The sequence below is a fragment of the Deinococcus apachensis DSM 19763 genome (assembly GCF_000381345.1).
GTDB classification, from domain to species: Bacteria; Deinococcota; Deinococci; order Deinococcales; family Deinococcaceae; genus Deinococcus; species Deinococcus apachensis.
In genome coordinates, this window is record NZ_KB906410.1 from 1 (window position 1) to 17,787 (window position 17,787).

Genomic DNA, 17,787 nt, shown 5'->3' on the forward strand with positions numbered 1-17,787 from the left:
CCTTCCGACGGCAGAGTGCCTGGGCTTACAAGAGGCGGCCATACCCCTACCACCTCGTTTTCGGCCCGGCCGGCACTGTGATCTGCCCTGATGCACCTGGGCGGGATTGCTCGCCTGGAGGTGAAGTAAATGCAGGCGCACCGGGCTGAAAACGCTTTGTCAACGCGACGAAAACGCAGCGCCTTCCACACTGGATCCAGGTGCCCCAGGCGTCTGCACAGGACTGCCGGTAGCGTCCGGGCGCCACATTCAGCAGCGCCACCGAGCGCAGGCTAGCCGATCCATTCGGGGAAAGGAGGAACTCCCTCGCCGAACCAGTGTCCCTCGCGCCGATCCGCCCCAGTTCCCGCCTCTCGCCCGATGCCCCGGCATCAGGAAAGGAACGTCACCATGCGGACTCCCCAAACCCTCAAGACCCTGCTGCTCGCCGCCCTGTCTGCCGCCGCCCTGGGAAGCCCGGTCTCCGCTTCGAGCGTCTACGTAAACAATCGCCACGGTCCGAGTGGAGCGATCAACGCCTATTGCGACGGCGTTCTCATAACCTCCAATGTCCTTCCCCAGATGTTCATGATGTTTCCCATTGAAGTGAGCCCTGGGCCGCACGTGTTCGTGGTCACTCCGAGCAATATGGCGTTGGGTCAGGGCGATCTGGCGCGGGCCTCTGTTAACGTTGAGCCCAACGTTACCTACACGCTCAGGTACTTCTCGGAAAAGGGCACTGACCCAGCCTCCGCAGTACTCAAACTGCAGAGGGGCAGCTTCGGCAACGGCTGAAGGTGCCAGGCCAACCGTAGGCGGGGAACCTGTGACAAGGTCCCCCGCCGATGGGTTTTCAACCGCCACCCTCAGTCAGTTGCCAGCACTTCCGCTTCCGACGCAGTGGGCGAGTGGCCTGCAGTTCAGGCCGCCCGCTGCCCATGGAAGTGGGGGCTGTCCTCCCCTGGAAAGGCAGCCACCCGACACAGGGTGAAGGGTTAGCGGTGACAGTGGCATCATTGATCGTCAGCCCACCCTCCGGGCCTTCGTCAACAATGCTCAGAGGAGCAGGGCCGAGGTCAAGGATCACCAGGTCAGGGCTGTGCTCACGTGCGCTGGTGAGGCCGGTCACGCCGTCTGGCGCAGTGAGGACCTGGTAGCCCGCCTGTTCCAGCTCGTACTGAACGACGCGGGTGATGTCGGGGTTGTCTTCGACCAGCAGGATGCGTGGAATCATCGGGTTCGTCTTTCTCCGGAGGACGGTGAAGTGCGGTCGTGCTTCATCGTAGGGGAAAGGCGTTCCAGGGCGGGAGCTCAGGAATTTAGCGTTCCCTATGGCTGCACCCAGGCTCGCCTCCGGGTCGACCGCCTGAGGAAGCCGTGACCCGGCCATCATGCGGCCTGCGGTGAGGCGACGGATGGCGATCTCCGAGAAGCGTTGGGGGACAGGTCAGCAGCTGTTTCCAGAGTGAGGTCACAGCCCTGCCGTGAACCTGGTGGGGCGGCCCAGCACAACCTCCGCTCGGTGAACTCGGGGCCCTCACTGAACTCCGCCCGGCCCTCAAAGCCTGCGGGAGGCGAGGATCAGACCAAACGTCAGACCGTGGCGAATCCGGTCGTGGGTCACCTGCGCATCCGCCTCCTGCTCCGTCTCCGCGAGAGCGAGCAAAAGATGGCCGAACACCCGACCCGGACGAGCCCTCAGCCACCGCCGGAGGAAGCGCGACGCCTGCTCTGCGGAGGACGCCGCAATCCCGATCCGGGCGATCCCGGTGCGAGGGTCGGCCTCGAGTTGTCCCACGCACCGCAGGCTCTCCTCCCGCGGGAGCTGCTGCACGCTCGTCCCCCAGTTCACCGCCACGACACCGGACTCCTGGCGTGCTCGCTCAAGTCATCCTGAGCGGCATAACCGATGACTGCCATCCACGTGAAATACGGACCGCGGGTGAGCAGGGCCAGCCCGCAACGAACCCGCCCCGGGTGGTCCTCCACCAGCTACACGCCGCTGACTTGGCGGTCGACCAGCACCCACATCGCCGTACCGTCGTCCGGTCTCCGGGTTGGACATGTTGATGCCGCGGGCGGGGTCGAGTGTGCCAGCCCAGAGCCCCTCGGCGTGCAGACCTGAGCACCAACACATTGGCATCAGTTCTAGTTCGGTATCCGGCACGCCCACCCCAACCGTCAGGTCGAAGCCCCTGCCCTCCCACACCTGTCGCGCCGTCCCCCAGTCCTCCGGGACGGTGGCCGCGAGGCTGAGGTCTCACTGGGCCCGCACGTCTTTCAGAAGCAACTGGGTGGCGAGCGCGCTGACGCGGCGGACGGCGGTCCAGTCGCCTGCCTGCTTGTGGATCTCCGCCAGGCAGAGGACGAGTTTGGGTCAGTGCGCACGGCGGTGCGGGTCCACCAGGTGGCGCGGGCAGGGTGACCGGCAGCGAGGCGGCGGGAGGCGAGGTGGAGGAGCAGGGCGGGGGAACGGGCGAGCATCCCCTCTTGATGGTACGGGCCCTTCGGAACACTCAGACCTTTTTGATTCGAGGAGAATCACGTACAAACTTCGGCAACGTTTACGGAAATGACCGAGTGAAACGGTCTGCACTGCCTGCACCCCCCCGGGGACCTTCATGGCCAGGAAAAAACAACCGCTGCCCCACTACCGCAACACCTACCCCGACTCCCTGGCGACGCAGGAGGAGCTCAAACTCGAGGGCCTGAAGCCCGGCCGTCCGGAACCTGCAGCACTCCTGGAGTACGAGCGGGGGGACATCAGTGGTCTGTGCGGGCTGCACGAACGCGCCGAAGCCGTCCCGCTGGACCAGCCCTCCCCTGCCCCGCGTACGGACCAGTAACGGCCAAGAGCGCCTTGAGAACCGTAATTCTCCCCTGTCTGGAGGATGTTGTCCTGGTGTACCAGCTCTATAAAGGTCGGTCGGGTTCTGGCAAGTGAACGAGGTGCAGGCCAACGTTCCTGGCGGGCCGCCTGAAGTTCAGGCGGCCCGTTGCACGACATCCCAGACGTGCAGCGCATTCCACAGATGGCGTCTCGCTATCGGGCAGACACCGTGGCGCGGGGGTGCGGGTGAAGGTTCGAGACTCGGGCGTGCAGGGCGAGAAATTCCTGGGTCCGGCGTCGTCGCCCCAGGCCCAAGTGTTGCCGTTCTTGTTGCCGGGTCGAGCGGTGCGACTGCAGGGTCAGGTTGTTCCACCCTAAAGCCGAGGCGACCTGGACGTGCTCCACGAGGTGGAGCACGGAAAGTCCCCGGATGGCCACTCCGCCCTGGAGCTTGTCGCTATGAATCACCTCGGGCACGTCGTCCTCACCGAGCAGCCGAGTCAAGAAGGTCCGGGCCACCTCCGTGTCCGGGTGCGGTTGGAGCAGGAGGTCGAGCACCGCCCTGCTCGTCCACCGCACGCCAGAGCCCGTGTTTGACCGTTCCTCCTGGCCCGCAAACCTCGTCGAGATGCCACCGGGAGGGGACTTCGGGGCTCCCGGTGACGCAGCGGAGCAAATCTGATGTTCCACAGCCGCGGGGTTTCGTGACTGACGGTGCTGCCGCGCCATTTGCAGCAACTCCTGAACATCCCGTTGGCTGAGGGGGAAGCGGTAGTAGAGCCACAGGGCGTAACCGATGATGCTCAGGGGGAGGGCGACGGCGGTACGGCTTGCGGTCAAGCACAGCTCACCACCCTACTCGCCTTAACCTGCCACAACCGGTGCGGGCTCTCCACGGCGTGACCTTCTGAGGCGCGCGTCAGTGCAGGGTGGTGAGATGGGGCGGGCTGCTGCAGCCCGCCCCATCCCACCTCAAGGGTTACTTGACGCTCCAGTTCTGATACATCAGTCCCCAGACAGGGTGACGCTCGAAGTTCTGGATGCGCGGGTTGACGAAGTCGTACTGCACGGGGTGGTAGAGGGGCACCCAGGGGTAATCGGCCAGGATCATCTTTTGTGCCTTCTGGTACAGCTTCACGCTGGCGGCCAAGTTCACCCCCTGCGCCTGGTCGAGGATGCGGTCGACTTCCTTGTTGGAGTAGCCCGAGAGGTTCCAGCCGCCCCGCGTATATGCCGTCGACTTGAACAGGATCGGCAGGAAGTCCGACGCGTCGGGGTACGCCTGATACCAGCCGGAGAGGCCGATCGCTGTGGCGCCAGGAGTGGTGATGGTGTTGATGTACTCGGCCTGCGGCAGGGCCTTGATGTCCGCCTTGATGCCAATGACGGCGAGTTGCTGCTGAATGGCCTGCGCGATCTTTGTAAAAGCCTCGTCGTTGAGGGTGATCAAGGTCGTGGTGACGTTCGTGAGCCCGGACTGCTTCATCAGGGCTTTGCCCTTCTCGGGGTCGTAGGTGGTGTCCTTCACCGTCTCGTCGTGCCCGGCGAGGCCAATCGGCAGAATCTGGCTGGCGACCTTGCCGCGCCCGTTCACAAGCTGCAGGATGCGTTTCTTGTCGATGGCGTGCGCCACCGCCTCGCGGACGAGCTTGTTGTTGAACGGCGCCTTTTGTGTGTTCATGTACAGGTAGTTCGTGCCGATCTGCACCGCGTCGTGCACATATCCCTTATACCTGGGGTTCTGCTGAATTGCGGCGAACTGCGCCGTCGGGATACCGTTACCAAGCACGTCCACATCACCGCGCTGCGCGCGCAGCAGCGCGACCTGCTCGTTCAGGCTGAGCAGAATCTGAATCTCGTCGACCTTGGCCGCGTTGGCCTTGTCGAAGTAGTTCGGGTTGCGCGCGAGCACCATCTTCTGGCCGGGGACCCACTGCTTCAGAACGAACGGACCGTTGGCGACCACATGGTGGGAGTAGTCGGAGCCCCACTTCTCCACGGCCTTGCGCGGGACCGCTGAAGCGAACGGCGTCGCGAGATAGTTCAGGAAGGTGCGGTCGGGTTTCTTCAGCTGGAATTGGATCGTGTAGGGATCAAGGAGCTTGATGCCGCTCACGTCCTTCGCCTTGCCGTCCACAAAGGCATCCGAGCCGACGAGGTTCCCGAACCAGCCGTTCTTGCCGCTCTGCGGGGACTTGCTCTTGGGGTTCAGGACCCGCTCGATGGCGTATTTGAAGGCGGCTGCATCGGTGGGTTCACCGTCCTGGAAGGTGATGCCCTTCTTGATCTTGAAGGTGTAGGTCTTGCCGTCCGCGCTGACCTTACCGTTGTCGGTGGCAGCCCACGGCACGAGCTTGGTGCCCTCACGGTAGGTGAGCAGCGTGACAAACAGCGCGTGCTCGACCGGCCAGTTCTGCACGTCGTCCCCGATGGCCGGGTCGAGCGTGTGGAAGTCCGAGGGGTACGCGACCGTGACGGTCTTGCCAGCGGCGAGCGCGGCGCTGGCGGTGAGAGCGAAGGTCAATCCGAGCAGGGAAACGATACGGCGGTGCATGAGGGCTCCTTGTGAGGGCTGTGGCCTCGGGTGGGCAGCTGGGCGACGGGCGGAACGCGGACAGGCTGCCGGGCGTGCTGCGACACGCCGAGCGTCAGGAGACGGAGATGCGCGGGTCAATCACGCTGTAGAGCATGTCGACGATGATGTTGGCGAAGACGATGCACGCCGCGGAGAAGAGGACGGTGCCCATGATCATCGGCAGGTCAATGTTCTGCACGGCCTGCCACGCGAGCGTCCCGATGCCGGGCCAGCCGAAGACCTGTTCGATGATGAGGGCACCGCCGAGCAGGACGCCCAGGTCGAGGGCGGTCATGGTGAGCAGCGGGCGCAGGGCGTTGCGGAACGCGTGCTTGAGCATGACCTGCGCGGGGGCCACCCCCTTAGCGCGTGCCGTGCGGACGTAATCCTCGCCCAGCACCTCGAGAAGGCTGGCCCGGCCCATGCGGGCGTAGTAGCCAGCGCCGGAGAGGCCGAGGGTGAGGGCGGGAAGAAGCAGGCTGATGGGCCCGGCGTCCGCGCCCCCCAGGGGCAGAAGTGGGTACTTGTAGCCGAAGACGTACAGCAGGATGATGCCCAGCCAGAACGACGGCACGGCCAGGGTCAGCAGGACGAAGGTGCTGGCAAGGCCGTCGATGGCGCGGACTTTCGTTCCAGCGGCGAGCAGGCCGACAGACGCGCCGATCAGGAGCTCGAAGGCGAGGCCAGCGAGGGCCAGCGCGAGCGTGTAGGGGAAGCGCTCGAGGATGGTAGGTAGCACCTTCTGCTCCGTCTTGTAGGAGCGTCCGAAGTCGCCCTGCACGGCGTGCCCCAGGAAACGGCCGTACTGAGCCAGGAAGGGTTGATCGAGGCCGAGCTCGTGGCGGATGCTGCGTACCGTTTCGGCGGTGGCGTTCGGTCCGGCGATCATGCGCGCCGGGTCGGCGGGCACCTTGTAGCCGATGAAGAAGGTGAGGAGGGACGCGCAGAGCAGCACCAGCGCGCTCCACGCCAGGCGGCGCAGGAGGAAGGAGAGCATCAGATGGCCTTCTTTCCGCTCTTCGGATCCAGAGCATCGCGCAGACCGTCGCCGAGCAGATTGAAGCTGAGAACGGACAGGCCGAGGAACACGCCGGGGAAGATCACGAGCCACGGACTGACCGTGAGGTACTGCGAGCCGTCGGCGATCATGTTGCCCCAGTCGGGCGTGGGGGGCTGCACGCCGATCCCGACGTAGGACAGCGCGGCGACGAACAGCACGGTGGTGGAAAAGTTGAGCGTCCCGTAAACCAGCACCTGCCCGAGCACCTGGGGAATCGCGTGCCGGAAAAGGATGCGGGCGTCACTGGCGCCCAGGGCGCGCGCGGCGTCAATGTACTCGCGGTGCCGGATGGAGAGCAGTTCGGCGCGAATGATGCGGGCCAGGTAGAACCACGACACGCCGCCAATCACGGAGACGATTACGCCGATGCCGGGCCGCAGCACGGCGGCGAGGAACGCCGCGAGCAGCAGGACGGGAAAGCTGATCAGGATGTCCGTGAGGCGCATGATGAGCGTGTCGACCAGCCCGCCGAAGTATCCGGCGATGGTGCCGAGCGTCAGGGCGACCGTGGTCGCGATCAGGTTGGCCAGGACGGCGATGAGCATCGAGGTGCGCGTGCCGTAGACCAGGCGACTGTACACGTCGCGTCCCAGGGCGTCGGTGCCGAACCAGAAGTTGTGCGTGGGGGGGAGGGGCGACCCCATGTCGGAGAGCCCGTTGGGGTACTGCACGCTGGGGTCGTGCCCGGTGAGCCACGGCGCGAAGATGCAGATGAGCAGCAGCACGGCCGTGATGACGAGGCCCAGCACGCCGCCGGGGTGACGGCGGAAGCGGCGCCAGAAGGCCTGGGTGGCGCGCTCGGCGCGTGGTGTGGGAGTGACAGGGGTGGGCGTGGCCGTCATGGCTTTCACAGGACCTCCGGGGGCGGGTTCCGGGTGACGTGGCGGCCTCAGGAGCGCGGCGTGCTGGGGAACGCGCCGCACTCGACGTCCTGCAGGAAGGTTCTGAGGGCGGTGAAGTACGTTTCGGCGTCGTCCCACATGCTGAGGTGGCTGCCGTTCTCGCAGATAGACACGCGGGCGTTCGGGAGGCGCCGCCCCATCTCCTCGATGTCGGCGGGGTTCATGGAATCGTGCCGCCCGACGGAGAGCAGCGTGGGCACAGTGATGCGGTGGAGGTCGTCCCAGCGGTCCCAGGTCTTGAAGTTCCCGACCACCACGAACTCGTTGGGACCCTGCATGGTGTTGTACACGGGGGCGGCGAGGTGCTCGAACATGCGCCCCACGGGCTCCGGCCAGGGCACGACGCGGCAGATGTGCTGGTTGTAGAGCCCCATCAGCAGGGCCTGGTACCCGGGGTCATCGAGCGTCCCTTCCGCCTCGTGACGCTTCATGGTCAGGACGTCCTCGGGGGGCAGGCGCTCTCGCAGCACGTTGAGATAGCGCTCGTACGACGCGATGCTCGCCGTCATGTTGCTGACGATCAACCCCCTGAGGTGCTCCTGGTACTTCAGGGCGTATTCGATGCCCAGCATCCCGCCCCACGAGTTGCCGAAGAGGTAGAAGTCTTCCAGGCCCAGGGCGGCGCGCACCTGCTCGACCTCCTCGCGGAAGCGCTCGACGGTCCAGAGGCTGGGGTCGTCCGGCTGGTCCGAATAGTACGAGCCAAGCTGGTCGTAGTAGTAGAAGGTGTACTCGTCCGGGGAGAGCCATTGCTCGAAGCACTCGAAGTACTCGTGGGTGCAGCCGGGGCCGCCGTGGAGCAGCAGCAGGGTGACCGGGCCGTGCCCGACCTTCTTCGTCCAGACGTGGTAGTGGCCGTCCACGGGGATCAGGCGGACGTTCGGGTCTTGGGCGGTCGTCATGCGCGGCTCCTTACGAATGGAATGTCGTGCGTGGGAGCGGGGATTGGGCTGGTGACGCCGGAATGCTACCGAATATTGACTACAAATTCAAGAATAGCATCTGAAGTTGACTAAATATGCGAGTTCGGTAAGTAATCTGGCGTTTGCCCAGCCAGGCCGTGGTCATCCGCAAGCGGAGTCGCGGGCGACACCAGTTCAAACGCTGCGCGTGACGGCAGGGCCACCTATGGCGCGTTCAGCCCCGTCCAGGCTGTACAACTGCAGCGCGTTCCCGCGCAGCACGCGCCACGCGGCTGCCTCCGCCTCCTGCGCCGTCAGGTCGCCGTCGGCGACGGTCGCGTCGAGCACGCGCTCCAGCACGCGGCGGCCCCACAGGGCCGCGAGGTAGTAGAGTTCCGGCGTGCGGGACGCGTCGGTGGACAGCAGCACCTTGCTCAGCGGCGCGAGATGCAGCGCCTCGTGGACGTGCGTGCGCATCGCATGCTGGCTGGTGAAGGGAATCGTGAGCCCCAGGTCGAGGAACACGCCCGGGTAAACGCTCGCGAGGTACCCCGCCTGCCGCGTGTACGGATAGCAGTGCAGCAGCACCACCTGCAAGCCGCGCAACCCCGCGTCCTCGATGACGCCGCGCAGGTGCAGGGGGTTGGCGAGGCGCAGGTCGAGGTCCGGGTCGCCATACCCGGTGTGAAACTGCACCGGCAGCCCCAGGTCGCGCGCCACGCGCAGACCGACGCGGAGGGCCGTGTCCAGCAGGGGCTTGCTCGTCAAGCGCGGCAGGCGGCCCGGCACAAGGCCGCGCTTCAGTTGCGCGTACTCCGCCTCCACCTCCGGCCCACTCCACGTCTGCACGTCGAGCCCAGTGCGGTAGGCGATGACGCTCTTGAAGCCCACGATGCCCGGGCTGACGGCGCGCAGGCGTTGCTCAAAGGCATCGAGCAGCGCCTGCGCGCCATCGTGCTGCGCGACCAGCGCGGCGAGCTCGACCTCGAGTCGCAGCACCCGCCGCGCTCGCCAGGGCAGCAGGGCGTCGCATTCCGCGACGCTGAGCAGTTCGTCCGGCATGAACCCGTCATCCAGCAGGACCTCGTCAATGTTCGCCGCGCGGATCAAGTCCCGGGCGAGCGTCAGGTAAGGCCGCGACGCACGCGCCAACATCACGTCGTCCAGTGTTGGCGCGCAGCCGTAAAATGCTGCGAGGTCGCGCAGCGAGCGGCGGTAGAAGATGGCGTGCGGGGTGTGCTCAGCGAGGACGCCCGCGTCGTACGCCTCGGTGAAGTAGGCACTCAGCGGCGTCGTCCGCCACACGTCCTCACGAAAGATGGCGTGGGCGTGGTGATCAAGGAGGGCGATATGGTCAGTCTTCACTGGAAACTCCTTACGCGGCAGGACTGCCGCCGTCCGCTCAGTAGGCGAAGCGGTGCAGGGCGAGCTCGACGTCCTCCGGCTGCTGGGCGAAGTAGGCGGCTTCGGCCTCCCGCACCGCCGTGAAGGACCGGGTGAGGTCGGGGCCGAGCGCCTCCAGCAGCACGGCGTCCCCCCGCAACGCGGCCACGGCGTCCGGCAGCGAGGACGGCAGGGGGCGGATGCCCCGCTCCTCACGCTCCGCGTCACTCAGCGCTCCGGGCGCGACCGCGAGGGGCGGGCCTGGGTCGAGGCGGCGACGCACCCCGTCGAGGGCGCTGGCGAGCAGTCCCCCCAGCGCGAGGTACGGGTTGGCCGCCCCATCGCAAGTCTTGAGCTCGAAGTTGGTGGAGTTCCCGCTGGCGCCGGGCAGGAGGTGCGTGCTGGCAACGCGCACGCTCGCCTCACGGTTGTCGAGGCCGTAGCAGGCATACGCCCCCGCCCACCAGCCAGGTTCCAGGCGCCGGTATGAGTTCACCGTCGGCACCGTGAGGGCACACAGCCCCGCCTGGTGCTCCAATACGCCCGCGATGGCGTGGCGCGCCACGTCCGACAGCCCCAGTTCTCCTTCCGAGTCGTGAAAGGCGTTGCGCCCCTCCCGCCACAGGCTGAGGTGGATGTGGCAGCCGCTGCCCGCACCCGTGAGGACGGGCTTCGCGGCGAAGGACGCCCGCAGCCCGTGGCGCACCGCCACCGCGTTCACCGTCGCCTTGAACAGCACCTGCCGGTCGGCGGCGCTCACTCCGCGTGCGGGGGTGATGGAGATCTCCTGCTGGCCCGGGCCCGCCTCGGGGTAGTACATCTCGGGCGTGAGGCCCTGCGCGGCCAGCGCCGCGAGGATGTCGAGCGTGACCTCGTGGGCGGGCACGAAGCCCGCGAGGGTGGCGTAGGTGCTGTGGTCGAGCGGCTCGTCTCCCCGGAACAGGTAGTACTCGTTCTCGAAGCTCGCCATCACCTCAAAGCCCAGCCGGGCCGCCTCCGCCACCTGCCGTTTCAGGAAGGCGCGCGGGCAGTGCCCCCAGGCTTGCCCGTCCAGGGTTCGCATGTCGCCGATGGCGGCGGCGATCCCGGGCAGGTACGGCAGCGCGACGAGCGTGTCAGGATCGGGCACGAGGCGCACCTCCCCGACGGCGCTCAGGCCGCTGGCGGGCTGCACGGCGTCCATCATCATCGGCAGGGCCTGCTGGCCCATGCTGATTCCCACCCCATTCCGCAGGGTATCCGGCCAGGTCGCCCCCGTGACGGACTTCGCCCGGGTGAGGCCCGCGTTATCGCACCACAGCACCCGAGTCAGCGGCGCGGGCGTGTCGCCAGGTTGGTGTGCCGAGCATTCGGGTGAAACGTGAACGGTCAAATCTGCCTCCTCGTACGTCCCGCATTAACCGCGGTAACAAATATTCCTTTCAAGCTTCATCAAGTTACGATTCCTTCCGAATGGACGCAACTCTGGTGTATAGAATTCACTCTCGGTGCGTCATTGGATTGACAGCCTGTTGGCGGGCGTGCTGATCTGGGGCATGGACAGCATCGACAGGCAACTGCTCGCCGCGCTGCAGGACGACGCCGAGGTCAGTCACGCGGCCCTCGCGCAGGTCGTGGGCCTCTCCCCCGCGGGCGTGCACAAACGCCTCGCCCGCCTCAAGCAGCACGGGTACATTCAGCGCACCACTGTCATCCTCGACCGCAGCAAACTCGGTCTCGACCTGATGGGATTCCTGCTCGTCAACTTCCGCTCAAACCTGCGTGCGGACAACCTCGATGCCCTCAAGACCGCCGTGGTAGGCATTCCCCAGGTGCTCGAGTGCTACACCCTCACCGGCACCAGCGACGCCATCCTCAAGATCGCCGTGCGCGACCATAAGGAACTGCGCCAACTCCTCCACACCCTGGCGCTGGCCCAGGACGTCATCGAGCGTGTGCAGACGTGCATCGTCCTCGAAGAGTTCAAGGAAGGCCCGAACCTGCCCCTCCCGGGCACCCTCGAGGCGGGAGCATGAGCGCCGCCCAGCTGCCCCGCCCTCGTGGTGACGCCCCATAACGCCGGTGAAGCGCCCGCTGGGATTCTCAGCGCCGCCCTCGACCCGCTGCTGGGCGAGGGTGACCCCGACACGAACCTGATCTTGCATGCGCCGGAAGCCCACACCCTGCACGCCAGCGTGAGCCGCTTCGTGGTCGACTTGAACCGTGACCGCGCCGAGGGCGACGACAACGGCATCATCAAACTCACCGACTTTGAGGGCGAACCCCTGTACTCGCCCGACTTCCACCCAGGCGGAGCGGCGTCTCCAGCGCTACTGGGATCCCCTCCACGCTGAAATCGAGCGGGTCCTCCGCGAGGACGGCGCGCGCCTCATCGTGAACGGGCACACCATGCAGGCGCGCGGGCCCGTCATCGGCCCGGACCGCGGCGTGCCGCGGCCCGCTCTGACGCTGCTGACCGGCGGTGACACCCACGGTGAGCCCGTCGCTGGCCGCCACACCAGCGTGCGGCCTGCAGCGGCGCGCGCCCTGAGCGGACTCCTCGCGTAGCACTTCACCCCACTGCGGCGCGGCGCCGACCTGCCCCCCCGTGATCGCCCTCAATGATCCCTGGTCCGGTGATCAGCTCAGCCTGCGCTACGGTCACCCGCACCGCGCCCGCCTTCGGCCTTGGGGTCAGCTGTACCTCACGCCGTCCGATAGCGCTACCCCTGACGAGGACTCCATTCGCACGCTTAACGCCGCCTTCCGCATGTTCCTGCACGACGCCGCTAGCCTCCTCACTTCCACCTGATCGGTGACCCCACCCGGCCGCGCGCCTCCCCACTGGCGACGTCCCGGGCCGCAGGTACCCGACTCCGGCCCGGCGATACTTATAGTGACCGAATGCACTCCAAGGACGCGCAGGCCACCGGGACCAAAGCCCACATCACCACCACCCTCCTCGGTTACCTGGAGCGCCTCGTGGCCCTCACCGGCCCCAGCGGCTCCGAGGAGGACGTGGCGCGCCTCGTGCTGCAGCTCGCACGGCCGCTAGCGGACCGCGTCAAAGTCGACGCCTTTGGGAACGTCTTCGCCACTCGCCATGCCTCCGGGAGCGGCGCGCGGCGTGTCGTGATTGCCGCGCACATGGACGAGGTCGGCTTCCGCGTGCGGACCATCGAAGCTGACGGCTTCCTACGCCTTGAGAAGGTCGGCGGGACCGACGACCGCGTCCTTCCCGCGCAGCGCGTGTGGGTACGCACGGAAAGCGCGCGCCTGCTGGGCGTGATTGGTGCGAAGAGTGCACACCTCCTCACAGACGCCGACCGGCAGCGCGTCACACCGTACGAGGAGCTGTACGTGGACGTCGGCGCTCGCACCGCCGAGGATGTCACTCGCATGGGTGTGCGCCTTGGCGACCCGGTCGGATTCGTCGGGGACCTCACCGAACTCGGGCAGGGCACGGGGCGCTACACGGCGCACGCCATTGACGACCGCGCCGGATGCGCCGTACTGCTCGCCCTGCTCGAAACCTTCCGGGATGAAGCGCCGCCCGTCACGCTCACCGTCGTGTTCAGCACTCAGGAAGAGGTCGGTCTGCGTGGCGCGCAGGCGGCCGCCAGCCAGCTCGACGTGGACGTCGCCCTTGCCCTGGACATGACCGCGGCCGATGACACGCCCGACACGACGGCCCGCGTGAAAGGACGTCACCTGCAGCTTGGCGCGGGACCTGCGGTCAAAGTGATGGACTTTTCCACCCTCGCGCACCCCGCCGTGCGCCGCGGCCTGCTTGCCGCCGCGAACGCCGCGGGGATTGAGGTGCAGCACGAACTTCTCAAGGGCATCGGCACGGACGCTGGTGCACTGCAGCACGCGAGCCACGGCGTGCCCACCGGTACTGTTTCTGTCGCCAACCGCTACACGCACACTGCTGTGGAGGTCGTGGATCTGGCCGACCTTGAGGGGGCTCTCCAGGTGCTGCTTGCCTTCGTGCGTCAGCTCCCCGGCATGGACCTGCAGTTCATCAGCGTCGAGGACGCCTGAGGGTTCTGGCAAGTTGTGTGTCGAGCTGAGCCTTGGAAGCTCGGCTCGTCACGCCCACTCGAGCTGGCCAGCCTGCTCGCAAGGAGGGTCCTCCAAGGTCGTGGGAGTACCTGGATTTTGAGTACCTGAGGAAACGCCCCGAGAATCTGAGCGAGGTGGGCTGTGAGAGAGCGGAGTGTGGTGCTCGATATCCTGCTCCAGCCACACCAAGACACCCAGGCAGCTCGCAGCTTCTTCGCTCGGCTGCTCGGCGAGGACGACGTTCCCCAGGTCATTTATACCGACAAGCTGTGGAGTTATGCGTCGGCCGTCCGGGACCTCCCGTGCTCCACGGCGTGGGGCACATTCGGGTTGCCTCGACTGCACGCTGAAACAAGCTTACCCTGCAATCGCACCGTGCCATCCAGCAGCAGGAGCGACAACAACTGGCCTTCAAGCGACGACAACGGGCCCAGGAATTTCTTGCCTTGCACGCCAGAGTTTCGAACCTTCACCGGCACACCCGCACCACCGTGTCTGCCTCGGTTCGACGAAGTCACCCGGAGGCTGCACGGCGGACCTGGAGTGGGATGGTGCAGCGGGCCGCCTGAAGTTCAGGCAGCCCGGTCAGCCTGCTCGTCCTTAACTGGCCAGAACCTGAATGCCCGCCGTCGCGACGGCGGGCATTCTTCTGCGGGCAACCTCAGTCGGTCGCCCCCAGGGAGGTGGCTGGGATGGGCCGGGGGCGGGGCGTCAGGAAGGCAACGATGGCGCTGAGGACGCCCACGGCAGTGAGGAGCCCGAACGCGAGGCGCAGTCCATTCAGGAAGGGGTCGAGGGTGGCGGCGGGCAGGTTGGAGGCGAGCCCCGAGAACACCTCCAACATGACCGGCCGGGGCACGCTGGCGACCACGATGCTCATGGTGAAGATGATGGCAATGACGCTCCCCATGCTCATCAGAAGGCTGCGAATCCCGGCGGCGATGCCCCGGCGGTCGGGCGCGACGCTGCCCATGATCATGCTGGAATTGGGCGAGTTGAACAGCCCGTTGCCCACCCCGTTGAGGAACATCAGGGTGGCGGTGAGCCAGTAGGGCGTGGTCAGGCTGACGGTGAGAGCGAAGCCCGCCAGCGACAGCGCGGTGAGCACCAGCCCGGCCTGCATCAGGAGCCGGGGGTTGACCCGGTCGGCTAGGCGACCGGCGATCGGCGAGGCGATCAGCATCCCCGCCGCCACGGGCACCAGCATGATGCCTGCGACCACGGCGTCGAGACCTTTGGCCCCCTGGAAGAAGAAGACGAACAGGAAGGTGAGCGCGAGGCGGGTCAGCGCGTTGAGAAACACCGTGACGTTGTTGAGCGTGAAGCTGGCATCCGTGAACAGCCGCAAGTCGAGCATGGGAGCCCGGACCCGCCGCTCGATGAGCACGAACGCGACCACCCCGAGCAGGCCCAGCCCCAGGAGGGGCAGCACACCCGACCACGACTGGATCCCCCCCTCCGACAGACCGATCATCAGGAGGGCGAACCCCACCGCGTAGGTGAGGTTCCCCAGCACGTCCACCCGGTCCCGGCTGTCCTTCCTCGCCGTGTCGCGCAGGGTGAAGAGGGCCCACACGGTGGCGATCAGGCCGATCGGCACGTTGAACCAGAACACCCACTGCCAGCCCAGCGAGGTGAGCCAGCCGCCGACGATGGGTCCCAGGATCGAACCGACGGCGACCATCATCTGGTTCGTCCCGATGGCGAGCCCGAGTTCCTGACGCGGGAAGGCGTCGGTGACGACGGCGCTGGAGTTGGCGATCATGAAGGCGCCGCCGACACCTTGCAGGGCGCGCAGGGCGATCAGGAGCGGGACGTTGGCGGTGAAGCCCGCCAGCAGCGCGGCGAGGGTAAAGACCGCGAAGCCCAGGACGTACAGGCGTTTGCGGCCGTACATGTCGCTGAGCCGCCCGACGTTGAGGACGAGCACGGTCTGGGCGACGTTGTAAGCGAGCAGAATCCAGATCAGGTTGAGCAGCGTGGTGTGCAGGTCACGCATGAGGGTGGGCAGCGCGATGATCAGGGTGCCCGAGTTCATGCTCGCCATCAGGGCACCGAGACTGGTGACGCTGAGGGCCAGCCATTTGTAGGGCAGGGGTTCACGGCGGGTCATGCGGAGACCTCCGGGGAGCCAGCGGTGAGCTGGGATTCGAGACGTTCGAGGAGACCAAGGAGAGCGCTGACCTCCGCCTCTTCCAGACCAGTGAAGAGCGTGGTGACGTCGTGGCGGACGCCGCGGACGATCGCGGCGGCCCGGCGTTCCCCCTCCCCGGTGAGGCGGAGGAGGACGTAGCGGCGGTCGTCGTCCCGGCGCTCGCGCTGGAGCAGGCCGCCCTGTTCGAGCCGGTCGAGCACACCCGTCAGGTTTCCGGGCGTGACGCCCATGCCGTCCGCGAGCACGTTCGCGGGCTGGGGGCCCTGCTCCCAGAGCCGCCGCAGAACGCCGTACTGCGCCCGCGTCAGGTCGTGCCGGGCGAGAATGTTGTGGACCTGCCGGGACAGGATGCTGTGGACGCGATCCAGGCTCGTCCACAGCCTCACTTCAGGGGGAACGGACTCACTCATATGCTATAAGTCTAAACCTTATAGGCTTATAGCGTTCAGTCCTCCCAGACAGCCTGGAAAGAGAGGGCCCGCTGCGCGAGCCCCGGCTCTCCACTCGCAGTCATGAACAGCTCCACAGCCCCTGGAATCCCTCAAGAGTCTTGGAGCTGTCCTCTTCCTGCAACATCCAGTCGACAATACGATGCCAGCCCTCCCCCGGCCCACAGCTCCGGACGTTTGCCCAGCCCCAGCAGCATCAGGGAGGAAACCCCTGTAAGACCAGCGCGTACCCGTAATCCAGCCAAGCCTGAACGGACGGCAGTCGGGCCGCCATGGATGTTGAGGATGGGCGGGCAGAGTCCTCCGGCAAGGCCCGCACGTGCGCGGCCTGCGTCCCGGCATTACGCCCTCCAGGATCAGGCCGGGAGGGGTGTGTGCTGAGCGTGGACGTGGTCCACCCCAGATCGACGCACAGCCGAGGTCAACTTCCAGCTCTATGGCTGGGCAGTGACTCGGTTCTCCGCCTGCCCCTGGGGAACACCCAGCACCCCGCGCAACCAGATGTTGGCCTCCTCCAGCGCCATCCGGGTCTGGTCGTACACCCCCACGCCCCCGAAGAACCCATGATGCATCCCGTCGTACCGCGTGAAGGACGCCTCCACCCCCGCCCCCCGCAGCGCCCGGGCGTAGTCCTCCCCCTCGTCCCGCAGCGGGTCGTACTCCGCCGTGATCACCAGCGCGGGCGGCAGATCCGCCAGACTCTGCGCCTTGCTGGGCGACGCGTGCGGGTGCATGGCCTGGGCGGGATCCGAGAGGTAGTGTCCCCGGAACCACAGCATGTCCTCGGTGGTCAGCCCGTAGCCCTGCCCATTCTCACGCCGGGATTCGGTCTCCCCGTAGAGATCCGTGGAGGGGTAGATCAGCAGCTGGCCCCGCAGGGCGGGGCCGCCCTCGTCCCGGGCACGCAGGGCCACGACCGCCGCGAGGTTGCCCCCTGCACTGTCCCCCGCCACGACGATCCGCTCCGGGTCTCCTCCCAGCCCCGTCACGTGCTCAGCCACCCACCGGGTCGCGGCGAAGCAGTCGTCGGGCGCGGCGGGAAAGGGGTGCTCGGGCGCGAGGCGGTAATCCACACTCACCACCACCGCCTGAGCTCCCGCACACAACTCACGGCAGATCGGGTCGTGGGTATCGAGGGTGCAGATGGTCCAGCCACCCCCGTGGAAGTACACGATCAGCGGGAAAGGACCCTGCCCTTGTGGAGTGTAGACCCGGATGGGCAGTTCTCCGGCAGGACTGGGGACGCTCCGATTCTCGACCCCAGCCACGGGGGCGGTGGAGGTGGGCATCAGGTGGAGGGAGGCGGCGATCCCCTGACGCACCACGTCGACGGGAAGCGTGGAGAGGCGGGGCAGGGCGGCTTGCTGGTCGAGGGTGGCTTTAACCTTGGGGTCCAGGGGCATGACAGCGGTCCTTTCCAGAAAGCAAGTTGGGTTTGGCAACGGGAACACTCGGAGCATACACAACTCGCCTGGCCAGGACGAACGGCGGCTTCGAAGAGGTTCCAG

The 17,787-nt window shown here is 66.7% G+C and carries 15 protein-coding genes and 4 pseudogenes; 7 read left to right on the top strand and 12 right to left on the bottom strand.

The genetic code is table 11. From position 1 onward, the window contains the following. The first annotated feature begins 390 nt into the window (after positions 1–390). A complete protein-coding gene (locus F784_RS23430; protein ID WP_019587697.1) occupies positions 391–774 on the top strand; it encodes a hypothetical protein in 384 nt (127 codons plus the stop codon). A 274-nt stretch (positions 775–1,048) separates the two neighbouring features. Here the strand turns inward: F784_RS23430 and F784_RS27870 are convergent. Next, positions 1,049–1,213: pseudogene (locus F784_RS27870) on the bottom strand (response regulator); the annotation flags it as partial. 324 nt (positions 1,214–1,537) lie between these two features. Then, on the bottom strand, positions 1,538–1,837 hold the full coding sequence (locus F784_RS0115825) for a hypothetical protein (protein ID WP_019587699.1): 300 nt from the start codon (positions 1,835–1,837) through the stop codon (positions 1,538–1,540). Between the two features lie 763 nt (positions 1,838–2,600). Between F784_RS0115825 and F784_RS0115830 the strand changes: the two genes are divergently transcribed. Next, positions 2,601–2,825: a hypothetical protein gene (locus F784_RS0115830; RefSeq protein ID WP_019587700.1), complete on the top strand. Its 225-nt coding sequence runs from the start codon at positions 2,601–2,603 to the stop codon at positions 2,823–2,825. 197 nt (positions 2,826–3,022) lie between these two features. On the opposite strand, the pseudogene F784_RS27250 reads toward F784_RS0115830, so the two are convergent. From F784_RS27250 to F784_RS23445, 7 genes and pseudogenes are all read right to left on the bottom strand, one after another. Further along, positions 3,023–3,653 (bottom strand): annotated as a pseudogene (locus F784_RS27250) (IS6 family transposase). A gap of 135 nt (positions 3,654–3,788) precedes the next feature. Then, positions 3,789–5,363, bottom strand: coding sequence for an ABC transporter substrate-binding protein (locus F784_RS23440; RefSeq protein ID WP_019587702.1), 1,575 nt, complete (start codon positions 5,361–5,363; stop codon positions 3,789–3,791). Between the two features lie 94 nt (positions 5,364–5,457). Next, positions 5,458–6,381, bottom strand: a complete 924-nt coding sequence (locus F784_RS0115845; RefSeq protein WP_019587703.1) for an ABC transporter permease — start codon at positions 6,379–6,381, stop codon at positions 5,458–5,460. Beyond that, complete coding sequence (locus tag F784_RS0115850) at positions 6,381–7,286, bottom strand: ABC transporter permease (protein ID WP_019587704.1); 906 nt, start codon at positions 7,284–7,286, stop codon at positions 6,381–6,383. The genes F784_RS0115845 and F784_RS0115850 overlap by 1 nt, the downstream gene beginning before the upstream one ends. 47 nt (positions 7,287–7,333) lie before the next feature. Further along, positions 7,334–8,248: a proline iminopeptidase-family hydrolase gene (locus F784_RS0115855; RefSeq protein WP_019587705.1), complete on the bottom strand. Its 915-nt coding sequence runs from the start codon at positions 8,246–8,248 to the stop codon at positions 7,334–7,336. 195 nt (positions 8,249–8,443) lie between these two features. Continuing rightward, the gene (locus F784_RS0115860; protein WP_019587706.1) at positions 8,444–9,613 is read right to left on the bottom strand and encodes an amidohydrolase family protein; all 1,170 of its coding nucleotides are present in this window, start codon (positions 9,611–9,613) and stop codon (positions 8,444–8,446) included. Positions 9,614–9,650: 37 nt separating this feature from the next. Then, positions 9,651–11,003 carry a glutamine synthetase family protein gene (locus tag F784_RS23445; RefSeq protein ID WP_211211908.1) on the bottom strand — a complete coding sequence of 451 codons (1,353 nt, stop codon included), beginning with the start codon at positions 11,001–11,003 and terminating at the stop codon, positions 9,651–9,653. Positions 11,004–11,118: 115 nt separating this feature from the next. Between F784_RS23445 and F784_RS0115870 the strand changes: the two genes are divergently transcribed. From F784_RS0115870 to F784_RS26320, 5 genes and pseudogenes are all read left to right on the top strand, one after another. Next, on the top strand, positions 11,119–11,646 hold the full coding sequence (locus F784_RS0115870; protein WP_245557904.1) for an Lrp/AsnC family transcriptional regulator: 528 nt from the start codon (positions 11,119–11,121) through the stop codon (positions 11,644–11,646). Positions 11,647–11,673: 27 nt separating this feature from the next. Further along, positions 11,674–12,178, top strand: a pseudogene (locus tag F784_RS27255) (N-formylglutamate amidohydrolase). 40 nt (positions 12,179–12,218) lie between these two features. Further along, positions 12,219–12,422, top strand: coding sequence for a hypothetical protein (locus F784_RS0115885; RefSeq protein WP_019587711.1), 204 nt, complete (start codon positions 12,219–12,221; stop codon positions 12,420–12,422). A gap of 92 nt (positions 12,423–12,514) precedes the next feature. Beyond that, positions 12,515–13,654: a M42 family metallopeptidase gene (locus F784_RS0115890; RefSeq protein WP_019587712.1), complete on the top strand. Its 1,140-nt coding sequence runs from the start codon at positions 12,515–12,517 to the stop codon at positions 13,652–13,654. Between the two features lie 159 nt (positions 13,655–13,813). After that, positions 13,814–14,244: pseudogene (locus F784_RS26320) on the top strand (DDE-type integrase/transposase/recombinase); the annotation flags it as partial. A gap of 92 nt (positions 14,245–14,336) precedes the next feature. On the opposite strand, the gene F784_RS0115895 reads toward F784_RS26320, so the two are convergent. From F784_RS0115895 to F784_RS0115910, 3 genes are all read right to left on the bottom strand, one after another. Next, complete coding sequence (locus F784_RS0115895; RefSeq protein ID WP_019587713.1) at positions 14,337–15,788, bottom strand: MFS transporter; 1,452 nt, start codon at positions 15,786–15,788, stop codon at positions 14,337–14,339. Beyond that, a complete protein-coding gene (locus F784_RS23455) occupies positions 15,785–16,240 on the bottom strand; it encodes a MarR family winged helix-turn-helix transcriptional regulator (RefSeq protein WP_019587714.1) in 456 nt (151 codons plus the stop codon). The genes F784_RS0115895 and F784_RS23455 overlap by 4 nt, the downstream gene beginning before the upstream one ends. Positions 16,241–16,713: 473 nt before the next feature. Next, positions 16,714–17,682, bottom strand: coding sequence for an alpha/beta hydrolase (locus F784_RS0115910; RefSeq protein WP_019587715.1), 969 nt, complete (start codon positions 17,680–17,682; stop codon positions 16,714–16,716). Positions 17,683–17,787: the final 105 nt, after the last annotated feature.